The sequence below is a fragment of the Streptomyces sp. NBC_00557 genome, assembly GCF_036345995.1.
Lineage (GTDB): Bacteria > Actinomycetota > Actinomycetes > Streptomycetales > Streptomycetaceae > Streptomyces.
Genome location: NZ_CP107796.1, coordinates 3,096,424 through 3,113,247, shown reverse-complemented (window position 1 = coordinate 3,113,247; position 16,824 = coordinate 3,096,424). Strand labels below are relative to the sequence as shown.

The 16,824-nt window shown below is 71.8% G+C and carries 16 protein-coding genes; 8 read left to right on the top strand and 8 right to left on the bottom strand.

Going from position 1 to position 16,824, the window contains the following annotated elements; translation table 11 throughout:
• Positions 1-76 precede the first annotated feature (76 nt).
• Complete coding sequence (gene hutH, locus OG956_RS13035) at positions 77-1,615, top strand: histidine ammonia-lyase (protein ID WP_330342825.1); 1,539 nt, start codon at positions 77-79, stop codon at positions 1,613-1,615.
• A gap of 57 nt (positions 1,616-1,672) precedes the next feature.
• Here the strand turns inward: hutH and OG956_RS13030 are convergent, their stop codons facing one another.
• From OG956_RS13030 to OG956_RS13020, 3 genes are read right to left on the bottom strand one after another with little or no spacing between them, the layout of a single operon-like run.
• On the bottom strand, positions 1,673-1,855 hold the full coding sequence (locus tag OG956_RS13030) for a hypothetical protein (RefSeq protein ID WP_330338139.1): 183 nt from the start codon (positions 1,853-1,855) through the stop codon (positions 1,673-1,675).
• Positions 1,852-1,974: a hypothetical protein gene (locus OG956_RS13025; RefSeq protein WP_330338138.1), complete on the bottom strand. Its 123-nt coding sequence runs from the start codon at positions 1,972-1,974 to the stop codon at positions 1,852-1,854. Before OG956_RS13025 ends, OG956_RS13030 begins: the two co-directional genes overlap by 4 nt.
• A 17-nt stretch (positions 1,975-1,991) precedes the next feature.
• Positions 1,992-2,297, bottom strand: coding sequence for a hypothetical protein (locus tag OG956_RS13020; protein ID WP_330338137.1), 306 nt, complete (start codon positions 2,295-2,297; stop codon positions 1,992-1,994).
• Positions 2,298-2,406: 109 nt separating this feature from the next.
• On the opposite strand from OG956_RS13020, the gene OG956_RS13015 reads away from it, so the two are divergent.
• From OG956_RS13015 to OG956_RS12995, 5 genes are all read left to right on the top strand, one after another.
• Positions 2,407-2,751, top strand: coding sequence for a hypothetical protein (locus OG956_RS13015; protein ID WP_330338136.1), 345 nt, complete (start codon positions 2,407-2,409; stop codon positions 2,749-2,751).
• Positions 2,752-2,973: 222 nt separating this feature from the next.
• The gene (locus OG956_RS13010; protein WP_330338135.1) at positions 2,974-4,221 is read left to right on the top strand and encodes a L,D-transpeptidase; all 1,248 of its coding nucleotides are present in this window, start codon (positions 2,974-2,976) and stop codon (positions 4,219-4,221) included.
• Between the two features lie 156 nt (positions 4,222-4,377).
• On the top strand, positions 4,378-5,829 hold the full coding sequence (locus OG956_RS13005) for an ABC transporter permease (protein WP_330338134.1): 1,452 nt from the start codon (positions 4,378-4,380) through the stop codon (positions 5,827-5,829).
• Between the two features lie 45 nt (positions 5,830-5,874).
• Complete coding sequence (locus tag OG956_RS13000; RefSeq protein WP_330338133.1) at positions 5,875-6,558, top strand: ABC transporter ATP-binding protein; 684 nt, start codon at positions 5,875-5,877, stop codon at positions 6,556-6,558.
• Between the two features lie 302 nt (positions 6,559-6,860).
• The gene (locus OG956_RS12995) at positions 6,861-10,091 is read left to right on the top strand and encodes a S8 family peptidase (protein ID WP_330338132.1); all 3,231 of its coding nucleotides are present in this window, start codon (positions 6,861-6,863) and stop codon (positions 10,089-10,091) included.
• 67 nt (positions 10,092-10,158) lie between these two features.
• Here the strand turns inward: OG956_RS12995 and OG956_RS12990 are convergent, their stop codons facing one another.
• The gene (locus tag OG956_RS12990; protein ID WP_330338131.1) at positions 10,159-11,070 is read right to left on the bottom strand and encodes a helix-turn-helix transcriptional regulator; all 912 of its coding nucleotides are present in this window, start codon (positions 11,068-11,070) and stop codon (positions 10,159-10,161) included.
• Positions 11,071-11,239: 169 nt separating this feature from the next.
• Between OG956_RS12990 and OG956_RS12985 the strand changes: the two genes are divergently transcribed.
• Complete coding sequence (locus OG956_RS12985) at positions 11,240-12,280, top strand: NAD(P)-dependent alcohol dehydrogenase (protein ID WP_330338130.1); 1,041 nt, start codon at positions 11,240-11,242, stop codon at positions 12,278-12,280.
• Positions 12,281-12,369: 89 nt separating this feature from the next.
• Here OG956_RS12985 and OG956_RS12980 read toward each other — a convergent pair whose 3' ends face one another.
• Together OG956_RS12980 and OG956_RS12975 are read right to left on the bottom strand one after the other, a co-directional pair.
• The gene (locus tag OG956_RS12980; protein WP_330338129.1) at positions 12,370-13,086 is read right to left on the bottom strand and encodes a Type 1 glutamine amidotransferase-like domain-containing protein; all 717 of its coding nucleotides are present in this window, start codon (positions 13,084-13,086) and stop codon (positions 12,370-12,372) included.
• A 337-nt stretch (positions 13,087-13,423) separates the two neighbouring features.
• The gene (locus OG956_RS12975) at positions 13,424-14,542 is read right to left on the bottom strand and encodes a hypothetical protein (RefSeq protein WP_330338128.1); all 1,119 of its coding nucleotides are present in this window, start codon (positions 14,540-14,542) and stop codon (positions 13,424-13,426) included.
• 150 nt (positions 14,543-14,692) lie between these two features.
• Here OG956_RS12975 and OG956_RS12970 point away from each other — a divergent pair, with 150 nt between their 5' ends.
• Positions 14,693-15,847 carry a cystathionine gamma-synthase gene (locus OG956_RS12970; protein WP_330338127.1) on the top strand — a complete coding sequence of 385 codons (1,155 nt, stop codon included), beginning with the start codon at positions 14,693-14,695 and terminating at the stop codon, positions 15,845-15,847.
• Positions 15,848-15,903: 56 nt separating this feature from the next.
• Here the strand turns inward: OG956_RS12970 and OG956_RS12965 are convergent, their stop codons facing one another.
• Both OG956_RS12965 and OG956_RS12960 read right to left on the bottom strand, forming a co-directional pair.
• Positions 15,904-16,152: a hypothetical protein gene (locus OG956_RS12965; protein ID WP_330338126.1), complete on the bottom strand. Its 249-nt coding sequence runs from the start codon at positions 16,150-16,152 to the stop codon at positions 15,904-15,906.
• A gap of 34 nt (positions 16,153-16,186) precedes the next feature.
• Positions 16,187-16,690 carry a sigma factor-like helix-turn-helix DNA-binding protein gene (locus OG956_RS12960; protein ID WP_330338125.1) on the bottom strand — a complete coding sequence of 168 codons (504 nt, stop codon included), beginning with the start codon at positions 16,688-16,690 and terminating at the stop codon, positions 16,187-16,189.
• Positions 16,691-16,824: the final 134 nt, after the last annotated feature.

Below are 16,824 nucleotides of genomic sequence, written 5' to 3'. Positions count from 1 at the left end.
ATCCCGAGGTAAGGGTCAACCCCGCTCCCCACTAGTGACATCGTCGCATTCAATGCGTACGCTCCTGAATATGGATATGCACACTGTGGTGGTGGGGACGTCGGGTGTCACGGCGTCCGACGTGCTCGCCGTGGCGCGCGGCGGTGCCCGTGTCGAGCTGTCGGCGGAGGCGGTGGCGGCCCTCGCGGCGGCCCGCGAGATCGTGGACGCGCTGGCGGCCAAGCCGGACCCGGTCTACGGCGTCTCCACCGGCTTCGGCGCCCTGGCGACCCGGCACATCAGCCAGGAACTGCGCGCCCAGCTGCAGCGCAACATCGTCCGCTCGCACGCCGCCGGCATGGGGCCGCGGGTGGAGCGGGAAGTCGTACGGGCCCTGATGTTCCTGCGCCTGAAGACCGTCTGCTCCGGGCACACCGGCGTCCGGCCCGAGGTCGCGCAGACCATGGCCGACGTGCTGAACGCCGGGATCACCCCGGTCGTGCACGAGTACGGCTCCCTCGGCTGCTCCGGCGACCTGGCCCCGCTGTCCCACTGCGCCCTGACCCTCATGGGGGAGGGCGACGCCGAGGGCCCCGACGGTGTCGTACGGCCCGCCGGTGAGCTGCTCGCCGAGCACGGGATCCAGCCGGTCGAGCTGCGCGAGAAGGAGGGCCTGGCCCTCCTCAACGGCACCGACGGCATGCTCGGCATGCTGATCATGGCCCTCGCCGACCTCGACACCCTCTACAAGTCCGCCGACGTCACCGCCGCCCTCAGCCTGGAGGCGCTGCTCGGCACCGACAAGGTGCTCGCGCCCGAGCTGCACGCGATCCGGCCGCATCCGGGACAGGGCGCCTCGGCCGCCAACATGCTGGCCGTGCTGAAGGGTTCGGGTCTGACCGGGCATCACCAGGACGACGCCCCGCGGGTCCAGGACGCCTACTCCGTGCGCTGCGCCCCGCAGGTCGCCGGCGCCGGCCGCGACACGATGGCCCACGCCCGGCTGGTCGCCGAGCGCGAACTGGCCTCCGCCGTCGACAACCCGGTCGTCCTGCCCGACGGGCGGGTGGAGTCCAACGGCAACTTCCACGGCGCGCCCGTGGCCTATGTGCTCGACTTCCTCGCCGTCGCCGCCGCGGACCTCGGCTCCATCGCCGAGCGCCGCACCGACCGGCTGCTGGACAAGAACCGCAGCCACGGCCTGCCGCCGTTCCTCGCCGACGACGCCGGTGTCGACTCCGGGCTGATGATCGCCCAGTACACGCAGGCCGCGCTGGTCAGCGAGATGAAGCGGCTGGCCGTACCGGCGTCGGCGGACTCCATCCCGTCCTCCGCCATGCAGGAGGACCACGTGTCCATGGGCTGGTCGGCCGCGCGCAAGCTGCGCACGGCCGTGGACAACCTGACCCGGATCATCGCCATCGAGCTGTACGCGGCCACCCGCGCCATCGAGCTGCGCGAGGGCCTCACCCCGGCGCCCGCCTCCCGGGCCGTCATCGAGGCCGTGCGCGCCGCCGGAGTGCAGGGTCCGGGCCCGGACCGGTTCCTGGCGCCCGACCTCGCCGCCGCCGACGCGTTCGTGCGCGGCGGGCACCTCGTCGCCGCGGTGGAGGCGGTCACCGGCCCGCTGCAGTGACGTCCCGGCACGACGGCAGGGGCCCCGCCGTGCGCGGGGCCCCTGCCTGCTGCCGTGTCACTTCAGCCTGGCCCGCCGGGCCTCGACGCCCTCCGGCGACGTGTGCATCGCCTCCTCGAACGCGCCCTCGTCGAGGTCCTCCAGGGAGGTCGGCCGGGCCGCCGGGGTCTTCTTCTCGTCCTGTGTCGCCGGACGATCGGTCCGGGCCGCCGCGTCGGCCGGCGGAAGGCCGCTCGTCACGCGGGCCGGCGGCCGGCACGCGGCACCGGCCCCACCGTGTATCCGGGGACCTCGCCGTCGGTGGTGACCAGCTTCTTCAACTCGGCGGCGCCGAGCGCTTTCGCGGCCGTGACCGTCAAAGGAGCGTCAAGGGAAATCAGAAGCCCATGCGTTCGCGGCGCACCGAATAGACCACGAAACCGGCGCCCAGACCGAGGAAGAGGGTGCCGCCGACGAGGTACGGCGTGGTGTCGGGGCTTCCGGTGTCGGCGAGTTCGGGACCGTCCTCGTCGGCTGCCGCCGTCACGGCCCTGGCCTGCTGCGTCAGATGCGTGGCGGAGGTTTCCGCGTTCGCTCTCGCCGAGGTGTCCTGTGACGCGTTCGCGGACGGGACGAACCACAGGGCGCACAGCAGGGTGCCCGCGGCGGTGGCGGTCAGCAGCGGACGGCGAGCGGATGACACGGAATATCGATCCCCTTGTGACGCTGGCGAATTGGCCGTGGGCAGCGATGTTAGTGAAAGACGCGGGTCACAGGAAAGTCACGGGGGGTTTCGGCCGTACGCTCCCGCCATGAACGCTGAAGAGACATCACGGTTTGTACGGCTTCGGGTGGAGCTGGTGCTCGAGGTGCAGGACGAGGACCAGCTGAGCAAGGCCGCGCTGCGCCGGATCGCCGCCGATCCGGCGCTGCCGCCGGCCGAGCGGACGCAGGCCGAGGGAGCTGTGACGGAAGACACCGCGGAGGCCCTGGCCTATCTCGTCGACCCGTTCGACCTGGTCAGCGAGGTGCCCGGGGTGGATCTGCAGCAGGCGTCCTGGTCGAGCGAGCGGGTCGACTACGACCCGGACTCGCCCGAGTGGGAACTGGACGAGGATGATGAGGAGGACGGCGAGGAAGAGGACGGCATCGGCTGAGCGTCCCGGGGGCACCCAAGACCCCGGACGGCAACCGCCGTCCGGGGTTTCGTCGTCTCAGAGGACGCACGGACCGGCTCCCGCACCACCCGCACGCCCCTGGACGTGGTGTGCCCCACAGATCCAGGGGAGGGGGAACGGGGCGGTACGGACGTAGCGTTGAACGTTCTCACGGGGAAACTCGGGGTTTTCGGCGAATCGGCAACGATGGAGAAGCGTGTGATGACGGACAGTAAGCGGCGCAGGGGCCTGATGGCCGCGTCCGCTCTGCTCGGCGGTGTTCTGGCCCTCACCGGCTGTTCCGGCGGCGGCGACGCCAAGGCGTCCGACAACGGGAAGGGCTCGCAGGCCGAGGCCGACGCGGCGGCGGCGAAGAAGTCCTCCGAGGCGCAGATCACGGTCTCGCCGAAGGACGGCTCCGACAACGCGTCGATCAACAACTCCGGCATCGTCACGGTCAGCAAGGGCACCCTCACCGGCGTCACCCTCACCACGCAGGACGGCAAGGCCGTCGCCGGGCAGCTCTCCGCCGACAAGAAGAGCTGGAAGCCCAGCGTGCAGCTGGAGCGCTCGACCACCTACAAGGTCGCCGCGGAGGCGAAGGACTCGCAGGGCCGCACAGCCCACGAGAACGCCACCTTCACCACGGTCGCCCCGGCCCACAGCTTCATAGGCACCTTCACACCGGACGACGGCGCCACGGTCGGCGTGGGCATGCCCGTCTCGATCAACTTCGACAAGGCGATCACCAACAAGGCCGCCGTCCAGAAGGGCGTCACGGTCACCTCCAGCAGCGGCCAGGAGGTCGCCTGCCACTGGTTCAACGCCAACCGCATGGACTGCCGCCCGGAGCAGTACTGGAAGGAAGGCTCCACCGTCACCCTCAAGCTGGCGCTCGACGGCGTCGAGGGCGCGCCCGGCATCCACGGCGTCCAGCAGAAGACGGTCACCTTCCACATCGGCCGCAACCAGGTCTCCTACGTCGACGCGAAGACCAAGCAGATGAAGGTCACGCAGGACGGCAAGGTCGTCAAGACCATCCCGATCTCCGCGGGCGCCCCCGACCACACCACGTACGAGGGCCAGATGGTGATCTCCGAGAAGTTCACCCAGACCCGGATGAACGGCGCGACGGTCGGCTTCAAGGACTCCGACGGCAAGGGCGAGTACGACATCAAGGACGTGCCGCACGCCATGCGCCTGACCACCTCCGGCACCTTCATCCACGGCAACTACTGGGGTGCGCCCTCCGTCTTCGGCAACGTCAACACCAGCCACGGCTGCGTCGGCCTGCGGGACGTCAAGGGCGCCGGCGACCCGAACACCCCGGCCGCCTGGTTCTACAGCCACTCCCTGATCGGTGACGTGGTGGTCGTCCAGAACACCGGCGACAAGACGGTCGCCCCGGACAACGGCCTCAACGGCTGGAACATGAGCTGGGCCCAGTGGAAGGCCGGTTCGGCCGTCTGACAGCCCGTCCACAGCTTCGCCGGTGCCGCCCCCGCGAGGGCGGCACCGGTGTTTCCGGGGACCGCCGAGCCTTCGCCGGCGCGCCCGTGAGCCTTCTCATGCATCTCTTATTCCGGCCTTAGCGTGTCGTCAGGGTCCGTCCCTAGCTTGCAGGCCATGTTCTTCACCTACCTGAGGCGCGAACTGCGCCGCCGCAGAAAGGCGGCCCTCGTCGTCGCCTCCGGCCTCGCGCTGGGCATCGCGCTGGTCATCGTGGTCAACTCCGTGTCCAGCGGTATGGGGAAGGCCCAGGACAAGGTCCTGCAGTCGCTGTACGGCCTGGGTACGGACATGACGGTCACCAAGGCGGCCACGCCGGCCGCCGCCGGGTCCCAGCAGCCCCGCTTCCAGTTCGGGGCGCGCGACAACGACGACAAGTCCACCCAGAGCAGCGACCGGGTGCGGGTGCAGGGCTTCACCACCCTCGCCTCCTCCACGGTCGCCGAGGTCGCCGGGCAGAAGGGCGTGTCATCGGCCGTCGGCGGGCTCAGCCTCAACGTGTTCCGGGTCAGCGGCCAGTTCACCCGCGGCCAGTTCCAGCAGAGCGGCGGCGCCGGAGGGTTCCAGCGGGGCGGCGCCACCGGCGCGCCGCAGGGCGAGGTCAAGGGCGGCGGCGCCGACTTCGGCCTCAACCAGTTCACGGTGTTCGGCACCGACGTCACCCATACCGGGATCGGCCCGCTGACCTCCTCGAAGATCACCAGCGGCCGTACCTTCAGGACCACCGAGACGAACGCCGAGGTGGCCGTGGCCGACTCGGCGTACGCCAAGGAGAAGAAGTACAAGGTCGGCTCCACCGTCACCATCAAGGGCACCAGGTTCACGGTGATCGGCATCGCCACCGCGAACAGCGGCGACTCGGCGGCCAACCTGTACATCCCGCTGAAGCAGGCGCAGACCCTCGCCGACGAGAAGAACAAGATCACCACGATCTACGTCAAGGCGACCGACTCGCAGCAGATCGACAGCGTCAAGAGCGCCATCCAGAAGAACGTCGCCGGTACGACGGTCACCACCTCCGCCGACCTCGCCAAGACGGTCTCCGGCTCCCTGTCCACCGCCTCCTCCCTCGCCACCAAGGTCGGCAAGTGGCTCTCCATCGCGGTGCTGGTCGCCGCGTTCCTCGTCGCCGGGCTGCTCACCTCCTCCGCGGTCTCCCGCCGCGTCCGCGAGTTCGGCACGCTGAAGGCGCTGGGCTGGAAGTCGGGCCGGGTGACCCGGCAGGTGGTCGGCGAGGCCATGGTCAACGGCCTGGTCGGCGGCGTCCTCGGCATCGCCCTCGGCCTCGCGGGCGCGTACGCGGTGACGGCGGTCAGCCCGACGCTCCAGGCCCAACTGGGCTCCACGGGAGGGGGCTTCGGCGGCGGTCCCGGCGCAGGCGGGGACTTCGGGGGCCCCGGCCGCGCGGCGGCGAAGACCCTTCAGGTCGCTCTCACGGCTCCGGTCAGCGTGACGACGATCGTCCTGGCAGTGGGACTCGCGGTGGCCGGCGGCCTCATCGCGGGCGCGTTCGGCGGCTGGCGCGCCTCACGCCTGCGCCCGGCGGACGCACTGCGCCGCGTCGAGTAGCCGGCGTCGGCGCGCCCCCCGAACCCCACCCACCCAGGAGCCACCATGTACGAACTCAGAAACGTCACCAAGCGCTACACCAGGGGCAAGGACACCGTCCACGCCCTCGACGGCGTGGACCTGGCCATCGGCGACGGGGACCGGCTCGTCATCCAGGGTCCCACCGGCGGCGGAAAGTCCACCCTCCTGCAGATGCTCGGCGGCCTCGACCGGCCCACCTCCGGCGAGGTCGTGCTGGACGGCACCGACCTGGCCGGGCTCAGCGAGGCCCGGCTGACCAGGGTCCGCAGCGAGAACATCGGCTTCGTCTTCCAGTCCTTCAACCTCATCCCCACGCTCACCGCCCAGGAGAACGTGGAGACGGCCCTCGTCCCCCTCGGCATCAAGGCCGGGGAACGCCGCGAACTCGCCGCGGAGGCCCTGCACTCCGTCGGGCTCGGCGAACGCCTGCACCATCTCCCCGGCGAGATGTCCGGAGGCCAGCAGCAGCGCGTCGCCATCGCCCGGGCCGTCGTCAAGAAGCCCAAGGTGCTGCTCGCCGACGAACCGACCGGCAACCTCGACGAGGGCATGCGGGACGAGATCATGGACGTGCTCGAACGCCTGTGGAAGGCGCACGGGTTGACCTTCGTCATGGTCACCCACGACTCCGCGATCGCGCGGAAGGCCCCGCGCCTGGCCACCATCCGCAAGGGCAGGATGACGGTGAGGGAGAACGCCGGCGCCTGACGCCTCAACACCGCCCGCGGTCCGCCCACTTCGCGGTTGTGTAACGGTGGCCCGCAGGCGGCGTAACAGTTTCCCGTCACTCTTTCTTACCGTCCTCTCATCTGTTGAGCCGTCTGATCACCCCCCGGCATACTGCGTGATCCCGGGGGGTTGTCGTATATGCGTACGAGTCCACCCCCCGGCCGGGTGAACGGGGAATTCACCCGGTACCTCATCTCCAGGGGGAGAACTTGCGCAGACAAGTGAAAAGGGCTGCCGCGGCCACCGTGGCCACGGCCGCAGCCGTCGCTCTCGCAGCGGGTATGACCAGCCCGGCGTCGGCGAAGCCCGCGGAGCGCACCGCCGCCTCCGCGCTCATCGCGAAGACCCATGTCACCCTGATCACCGGAGACCGCGTCGCCCTCGACGCCAAGGGCCGGATCGTCGGCCTGCAGCGGGCCAAGGGCCGCGAGCACATACCCTTCCAGGTCCGCCGGACCGAGGGCCACACGCTGGTCGTCCCGGTCGACGCGGCCCACCTGGTCGCCTCCGGCACGCTGGACCAGCGCCTGTTCGACGTCACCGAACTGAACAAGGCCGCCACCCGCCGGGCCCAGAAGGACGGCCTGAAGGTCATCGTCGGCTACCGCGGCTCCGCCGCCTCCGCCAAGGCCGGCGTCCGGAACGCGAGTCATCTGCGGCGCAGCCTGAGCGCCCTCGACGCCGACGCCGTGCAGACACCGGTCAGGGACACCGCCGCGCTCTGGCACGCCGTCACCGACGGCGGCCGGGCCGCCTCCGGCATCGCGCACGTCTGGCTCGACGGCGTCCGCAAGGCCTCCCTCGACAAGTCCGTGCCGCAGATCGGCGCGCCGGTCGCATGGAAGGCCGGCTACACCGGCAAGGGCGTGAAGGTCGCCGTCCTGGACACCGGCGTGGACACCAGCCACCCGGACCTCAAGGACCAGGTGATCGCCTCCAAGAACTTCACCTCCGCCGCCGACGCCACCGACCACTACGGGCACGGCACCCACGTCGCCTCCATCGTGGCGGGCACCGGCGCCAAGTCGGGCGGCAAGTACAAGGGTGTGGCCCCGGACGCCAGGATCCTCAACGGCAAGGTGCTGGACGACACCGGCTCCGGCGACGACTCCGGCATCCTCGCCGGCATGGAGTGGGCGGCCTCGCAGGGCGCCTCCGTCGTCAACCTCAGCCTCGGCGGCTACGACAGCCCCGGCATCGACCCGCTCGAGGCCGAGGTCAACAAGCTCTCCGCCACCAAGGGCATCCTGTTCGCGATCGCCGCGGGCAACGACGGCCCCCAGTCGATCGGTTCACCGGGCAGCGCGGACGCCGCACTCACCGTCGGCGCCGTCGACAAGAAGGACAGGCTCGCCGACTTCTCCTCCACCGGCCCGCGGATCGGCGACGGCGCGATCAAGCCCGACGTCACCGCCCCCGGCGTGGACATCACCGCCGCCGCGGCCAAGGGCAGCGTCATCGACCAGGAGGTCGGCGAGAAGCCCGAGGGCTACCTGACCATCTCCGGCACCTCGATGGCCACCCCGCACGTCGCCGGCGCCGCCGCGATCCTGAAGCAGGAGCACCCCGACTGGGGCTACGCCGAGCTGAAGGGCGCGCTGACCGGCTCCGCCAAGGGCGGCAACTACACGCCGTACCAGCAGGGCGCGGGCCGTATCGCGGTGGACAAGGCCTACCAGCAGACCGTCATCGCCGACCCGGTGTCGGTGAGCTTCGGCGTGCAGCAGTGGCCGCACACCGACGACAAGCCGGTCACCAGGAAGGTGACCTACCGCAACCTCGGCGACAAGGACGTCACGCTCACCCTGAGCAGCACCGGCCTCGACCCCAAGGGCCACGCGGCGCCGGCCGGCTTCTTCACGCTCGGCGCGACCCGGCTGACCGTGCCGGCGCACGGCAAGGCCTCCGTCGCCCTCACCGCCAACACCAAGCTGGGCGGCACCCTCGACGGCGCCTACTCCGCGTACGTGACCGCGACCGGCGCCGGCCAGACGGTCCGCACGGGCGCCGCGGTGCAGCGCGAGGTGGAGTCGTACGACGTCACGCTGAAGGTCGTCAACCGGGGTGGCAAGCCCGCGAAGTACTACACCGCCGACCTCGCCGGCCTCTCCGGCCTCGGGAGCGGCACGGACGTGAGCCCGTACGACCCGTCCGGCACGGTGAAGGCGCGCCTGCCCAAGGGCACCTACATCCTCAACTCGGCCGTCTCCGTGGACAAGGACGGCGTCAAGGGCGTCGACTGGATCGCCCAGCCGTCGCTGACCGTCACCAAGAAGCAGACCATCACGATCGACGCGCGCAAGGCCCGGCCGGTCGACATCACCGTCCCGGCCACGGGCGCGACATCGCAGTTCGCCTGCCCCGGCTACCAGATCACCAGCGGCGACGCCACCTACACCTACAGCTGGTTCCTCGACTCGTACAAGAACTTCCGCACCGCCCACATCGGTCCGAAGCTGCCCGCCGGCCGGCTGTTGCAGCAGTGGGACGCCCACTGGACCAAGGGCGCGAGCGAGGAGTACGACGTCACCTCCGGCGGCCCGGTCCGGCAGCTCGCCACTGGCTACACCAAGCACTACAAGGCGAGTGAACTGGCCACCGTCAAGGCCCGCCTCGGTGCCTCCGCAGGCGGCAAGACCGGCTCGATCAGCGCCGTCGGCTGGCTCCCCGACAGCGTGGGCGCCTCCTCCATCGACATCGCGCAGAAGCTGCCCGGCACCCGCACCCTGCACCTGTCCACGGCCGGCGGGGTCCTGTGGAACCTGGACTTCACCCAGTACGGCGGCAGGGACCAGGACGGATTCCCCATCGCCGACGCCGGATACTCGGTCGGGGAGTCCTCCTTCAAGGCCGGTCACAGCTACACCAGGACCGTGAACACCGCCGTCTTCGGCCCGCACGTCGGCAAGGACCTCGGCCTGTTCCGCGACGGCAACGACATCTACGGCTCGCTGCCGCTGTTCGCCGACTCCGTCAGGCACCCCGGGTACTCGGAGTTCACCTCGGTGCGCACGACCCTGTACCGCGACGGCACCAAGGTCGGCTCCAACGAGGACCCGCTGCTCGGCGACGCGACGTTCAAGGTCCCGGCCGGGGACGCCGCGTACCGGCTGACCACCTCGGTCACCCGCTCGGCGAAGGTCGCCCGGGCGTCCTCGCGGATCGACGCCGCCTGGACCTTCCGCTCCAAGAAGGTCTCCGGCGCCGTCCAGCTCCCCGCCTCCGCGCTGCACTACGGCGCCGCGACCGGCCTGGACAGCACGGTCCCGGCCGGGCGGACGGTCACCTTCCCGGTCACCGTCGAGGGCGCCGCAGCCGGCGGCAACCTCAAGTCCCTGACCGTGTACGTCTCCTACGACGGCAAGACCTTCAAGAAGGTCGACGTCCGCGGCGGGAAGATCACGGTGAAGAACCCGGCGAAGGGCAAGTCCGTCTCCTTCCGCTCCGAGATCACCGACAAGAAGGGCAACACGTCGAAGATCACGATCTACGACGCGTACTTCGGCAAGTGAGCCGCAGCGCCCGCCGCGTGAGGTGAGGGGCACCCGGAGCACGGGCTCCGGGTGCCCCTCACGGCTGTCAGGACGAAGGCACCGCGCGGGCCGCGTCCGTGCCCCAGCTGGCCAGCAGCCGCAGGGAGTCGGCGGACGGCGAACCCGGCTCGGCGTGATACGTGACCAGGGACTGCTCCGAGTCGTCCGTCAGCCGGAACGACTCGAAGTGCAGCGAGAGGTCGCCCACCAGCGGATGGTGCAGACGCTTGAGGCCGTGGTTCTTCTCCTTGACGTCGTGCGTCGCCCACAGCCGGCGGAACTCCTCGCTCTTGACCGAGAGCTCACCCACCAGCGCCGACAGCTTCGGGTCGTCCGGGTGGCAGCCCGCGTCCATGCGCAGGGCGCAGACGATGTCGATCGCCTTCTGCTCCCACTCGACGAACAGCTCCCGGTAGTCCGGCCGCAGAAACGTCAGCCGCGCCCAGTTCCGCTCCGCCGGCGGCAGCTCCGCCCAGTCGCCGAAGAGCGCCGCCGCCATGCGGTTCCAGGCGAGGATCTCCGCCCGGCGCCCCACGACGTACGCCGGCACGCCGTCCATGGTGTCCAGCAGCTGCCGCAGCGCGACGCGGACCTGCTGCTGCCGTGCCGCGGGCTTCTTCTTGTGCGACTTCGGCTTGGCCAGATGCGTCAGATGCGCGTGCTCGGCGTCCGACAGCCTCAGCGCCCGCGCGATCGCGTCCAGCACCTCCGCCGAGACGTTCCGCCCGTTGCCCTGCTCCAGGCGCGTGTAGTACGCCACCGACACGCCGGCCAGCTGCGCCAGCTCCTCGCGCCGCAGCCCCGGCACCCGCCGGCGCCGCCCGAACTCCGGCAGGCCCACGTCCTCCGGCTTCAGCCGGGCCCGCCGGCTGCGCAGGAACTCGCTCAGCTCGGCCCGCCGGTCCAGTGCGTGCCCTGCGGTGGCCATGGCTTCCTGCGCCGAGTCCCTTCGTTCCATACGTCCAGTATTCCTGGTGGTACGCGCGTGAGCCTGACCCCGCCAGTGGTAGGCACGGCGGTCGTACGCAACAGCGTGGTCTGGGTGAGCCTCGCGGACCGGGGCAGGCTGGACCGCGTACCCGGCCGGAAGGCGGCTGGGCACGGACCACCTGCTAGGAGAACCCGGCATGACCACTGTTGCTGCGTACGCCGCCCCCGCCGCGAAGGCTCCGCTGGAGCGGACGACCATCGAGCGACGCGCGGTCGGCGAGTTCGACGTCCTGATCGACATCAAGTTCGCCGGCATCTGCCACTCCGACATCCACCAGGCCCGCGAGGGCTGGGGCGAGGCGATCTTCCCGATGGTCCCGGGCCACGAGATCGCGGGCGTCGTCTCCGAGGTCGGCCCCGGTGTGACGAAGTTCGCCGTCGGCGACCGCGTCGGCGTCGGCTGCATGGTCGACTCCTGCCGCGAGTGCGAGAACTGCCGCAACGGCCTGGAGCAGTTCTGCGTCAAGGGCATGGTCGGCACGTACAACGCCGTCGGCAGGGACGGCAAGCCCACCTACGGCGGCTACTCCGAGAAGATCGTCGTCGACGAGAACTACGTCGTGCGCATCCCGGACGGCCTGTCCCTGGACGTGGCGGCCCCGCTGCTGTGCGCCGGCATCACCACCTACTCGCCGCTCAGGCACTGGAACGCCGGCCCCGGCAAGAAGGTCGCCGTCGTCGGCCTCGGCGGCCTCGGCCACATGGCCGTCAAGATCGCGCACGCGATGGGCGCCGAGGTCACCGTCCTGTCGCAGTCCCTGCGCAAGAAGGACGACGGCCTGAAGCTGGGCGCCGACCACTACCACGCCACCAGCGACCCGAAGACCTTCGAGGAGCTGGCCGGCACCTTCGACCTGATCCTCTCCACCGTCTCGGCGCCGATGGACTTCGGCGCACTGCTGTCGCTGCTGAAGGTGGACGGCGCGCTGGTGAACGTGGGCGCCCCCGAGGAGCCCATCTCCCTCAACCTGTTCTCGGTGATCGGCGGCCGCAAGACCCTCGCCGGCTCGATGATCGGCGGCATCGCCGAGACCCAGGAGATGCTCGACTTCTGCGCCGAGCACAACCTGGGCGCCGAGATCGAGCTGATCAGCGCCGGCCAGATCAACGAGGCGTACGAGCGGGTGCTCGCCAGCGACGTCCGCTACCGCTTCGTGATCGACACGGCGACGATCTGATCCAGGACCGGTGAGGCGGCGGGCCGGGGTGCGGCACGGCGCAGCCGAGCGGCGCGGCTCAGCCGAGCGGCGCTGCCGGACGCCGGGTCCTACTCGACGGGGAACGACTCCCCGGCGCGGTGGGAGCGCACGAGGACGGCTCCGCCGCCGCCCGGCCGTACGACGTGGGCGCGGCCCGTCCCCGTCACCCGGGCCCGGCCGTCCGCCACCTCCAGCAGGGTGTTCTCGTCCACGGCGACCCCGTACGGCGCCGCGCCCCGCGCGACCACCGCGATCAGCCGGGGGAGCGTCCCCCACTGGGCGGCGTGGACGTCCACCGCGAACGGCACCAGCCCGAGTCCCGCCCGGGTCTCGACCTCCGCCAGGTCCTCCCCGGTCTCCTCCGGGCACACCGGCACCCCGTCCACCAGCCAGCCGCCGACCACGGCGTGCCGCGCGGCCACGGCCGCGCCGGCGGAGAACCCGGCGTACGGCATCCCGCGCTCGCCGAGCAGCTCCGGCAGCCGCCGCAGGCAGCCGGCGAGCGCCTCCTGGTACGCGGGCGTCAGCCCGCCGCACACCAGCAGCCCGTCGATGCCCTCCAGCGCGGCCTCCGGCTCGAACCGGCCGCCGAGCGGCACGAGCAGCGGCACCGGCGTGTCCGCCCCCGCCTTCCGCAGCGCTCCGGCATACCGCTCGAACTGCGCGGCCCCGTCCCCCTCGTCGACGATCAGGCACCCGATCCGCCGGTCCCCTCCGGCCGCGCGGACGAACGGCTCGTACACCTCCGCCGTGTCCCAGCCGCCACCGATCAGGAACGTGCTCATCCGGTTTCCTCCCCCTCACCGTCCGGCTCCGTCGCCGCGAACGGCGAATGTACGGGACAGGGGCCGCCGCCGTCGCCGGAATTACCCGGCACCGCCGCCCGCCACCGGGACCACCGCGCCCCGGACCCCCACCGGGCCACCGCGCCCTGGGCCCCCACCGGACCACCGCGCCGTGGGCCGTCACCGGGGTCACCGCGCCCCGGACCTCCACCGGGCCACCGCGCCGTGGGCCGTCACCGGGGTCACCGCGCCCCGGACCTCCACCGGGCCACCGCGCCGTGGGCCGTCACCGGGGTCACCGCGTCCCGGACCGTCACCGCGCCGGGCTGGGCCGGGATCAGCCCGGGAGGCCGGCCGGGGTGCCTCCGTTCGCCTCGTAACCGGCCACCGCCAGGGCGCGGTAGAGGGCGAACTCGGCGGCCGGGTCGGCGGACAGCGCCCAGGGCAGCGCGCCGACGTGCCCGTCGACGTGTATGAGCTGGTGCATGGCCTCGTGCCAGCGCTCGGCGCGGACCAGGAAGAAGATCAGCAGATGGCGGACGTGCGCGAGCATCGGGTCGTCGGGGCGGGCCGAGTGCACCGCGTGCAGGGCGCCGTGCATCGCCTTGGTGACGACCTCGCTCTGGTAGAAGCCCGCCACCAGGTTCACCTCGGGGAGGTGCTCGAAGACGGCGAACAGCGGCAGCGCGGCGAGCAGCGAGCCCTCCGGGGCGCGGGCCGCGGCGGCCTCCGCGAAGGCGTACGCCTGCTCGCGCGAGCCGTGCCACTTCTCGCAGCAGTAGTGCAGGGCGGCCAGATGCGCGCCCATGTGCTGCGGGGCGCGGTCCAGGATCTTCAGCCACAGCTGGTCGAACTCGGCCTGGGTATAGGCCAGTCCACGGGCGATGGACAGCTCGACGATGTACGGCACCGGGTCGCCGGGGGCCGCCAGCGCGGCCTGCGCGCAGACGTCCCGGGCCTCCTCCATGATGATCCGGAACTCGTCCGTGCCCGGCGTCGACGTCCGCCAGGCCTGCTGCACCAGGAACTCCGCGTAGACGGCGGTGCAGCCCGGGTCCTTGGGCTGCTCGGCCCGCCACACCCGCAGCCACTGGCCGCCCGGCGTCTCGTGCACCCCGCCGGGCCGCTGCTGCAGCTCCAGCGCGGCCGCGCCCGCGAAGGCCTGCACCCGCTGCCAGCGCAGCTCGCCCGCCGTCTCCGTGCCGGCCAGCAGCTGGGAGGCCGCACGATAGTCCTGCGTGCGCTGCACCAGCTCCAGGACGTCCAGCAGGTCGGGGTCCGGGCCGGGCACGCGCACGTCCAGCTCCTCCTGGCGCACGAAGCCGTACGCCGCCGGATCGGCGGCGTCCGGGTGTCCCGGGGGAACCTGCTGGATCACCCCGCGCCTGCGCCGCACGACCGAGAGCAGCACGAAGCTCAGCATGAGCAGCGCCATCAGCAGCCAGAGAATCGCCATGCCCCAAGCGAACCAGACGCCGCCGGCACTTGGCCAACCTCGCCGCGGGCCTGTGGACAACTCCGGTCCCGATCATGACAACCCTTCCTTCGGCCCCGCATCCGCCCGGCGGGCGTCAGCATCCGGCCAGGCGCACTACGCTCGGTGCACATGAGCGACAGGCACATCAGTCAGCACTTCGAGACCCTCGCGATCCACGCGGGCAACACCGCGGATCCCCTCACCGGCGCGGTCGTCCCGCCGATCTACCAGGTCTCGACCTACAAGCAGGACGGCGTCGGCGGGCTGCGCGGCGGCTACGAGTACAGCCGCAGCGCCAACCCCACCCGCACCGCCCTCGAGGAGAACCTCGCCGCGCTGGAGGGCGGCCGCCGCGGCCTCGCGTTCGCGTCCGGACTGGCGGCCGAGGACTGCCTGCTGCGCACGCTGCTCAGCCCCGGCGACCACGTCGTCATCCCCAACGACGCCTACGGCGGCACCTTCCGCCTCTTCGCCAAGGTCGTCTCCCGCTGGGGCGTGGAGTGGTCGGTCGCCGACACCAGCGACCCGGCCGCGGTACGGGCCGCGATCACCCCGAAGACCAAGGCCGTCTGGGTGGAGACCCCCTCCAACCCGCTGCTCGCCATCACCGACATCGCGGCCGTCGCGTCCGTCGCCCACGACGCGGGCGCCAGGCTCGTCGTCGACAACACCTTCGCCACGCCCTACCTGCAGCAGCCGCTGTCGCTCGGCGCGGACGTCGTCGTCCACTCCCTGACCAAGTACATGGGCGGCCACTCGGACGTGGTCGGCGGCGCGCTGATCGTCTCCGACCAGGGCCTCGGCGAGGAACTGGCCTACCACCAGAACGCGATGGGCGCCGTCGCCGGCCCCTTCGACTCCTGGCTGGTGCTGCGCGGCACCAAGACCCTCGCGGTGCGCATGGACCGGCACAGCGAGAACGCCGAGAGGATCGCCGAGATGCTCACCCGGCACCCGCGCGTGACCAGCGTCCTCTACCCGGGCCTGCCCGAGCACCCCGGCCACGAGGTCGCCGCGAAGCAGATGAAGGCGTTCGGCGGCATGGTCTCCTTCCGCGTCGAGGGCGGCGAGCAGGCCGCGGTCGAGGTCTGCAACCGCGCCCAGGTGTTCACCCTCGGCGAGTCGCTCGGCGGCGTCGAGTCCCTGATCGAGCACCCCGGCCGGATGACCCACGCCTCCGCGGCCGGCTCCGCCCTGGAGGTCCCCGGCGACCTGGTGCGCCTGTCCGTGGGCATCGAGAACGTCGACGACCTGCTCGCCGACCTCCAGCAGGCCCTGGCCTGACCGCCCCGCGCGTCCGTCCCCCCCCGTCGACCCGTCGGCCACCGGCAGCCTTGTGCTCACCACCCGGTGATCGGCGGAGTCGTCTGGGAGGGCGGTGTCGTCCACGGGTGCACCCGGGCGGCCCACACGCTGAACGCGACGGCCGCGGCGCAGGCCAGCAGCCACAGCACCCGGCGGACGAACTGCCTGCGCCGCAGCAGGCGCTCGCCGCGGCGCACGGCCTCCGCGTACAGGTCCGGCGGCATCGGCGCCGGGGCGTTTTCCATGATCTGCCGCGCGGCGGCCTCCCGTTGCGGCCGGTTCACCGTGGCCTCCTTGTGCGCTCGGCGTGCCGCCCCCTCATGACGGCGCCACCTCCCGGCCCGCCGTGCGCGGCCTGGGCGGGCTCGGCGGGTGGAGGAGGCCGGCCGTCGCGCGGTCGCAGATGGTGTGCACGCGCTCCGCGGGCAGGCCGAGCAGGGCCGCCGCCTGTTCCTCGGCGACGCCTTCGTACAGGCGCAGCACCAGGATCAGCCGTTCCTGCGGGGTGAGCGCGGCGAGCGGGCTGCGCGGGTCCGGGCGGGCGCGGCCGAACGCGCCGTACCGGTGCCAGGCCGTGCGCGCGAAGCGGGTGGCGAGGTACTGGCGGGCGCAGTCGTACGGATCCTCGCCGTGCAGCCGGTCCCAGCGGGCGTAGGTGTGGGCGAGCGCGAGCGTCAGCAGGCGCCGGGCGCGCGGGTTGGCGTCGGGGGCCTCCGCGGTCATCAGCGTGGCGGCATGCAGCAGACGTCCGGCCGCGCCCGCGACGAACGCCTCGAACTCCCGGGCCCGGCGGGTAGCTCGGGACACCTGCCGATCACGCACCGCGCCTCCCCCTCGAGGGACCCCGTCCGGTACGGGAAAGGGTGAACCGCGTACGACACAGGACCCGGTCTCATATGAGGCCAGCGGCGGCCCGGGGTCAAGACTCGGGACCCGTACCGTCCGCACGAGCGGCG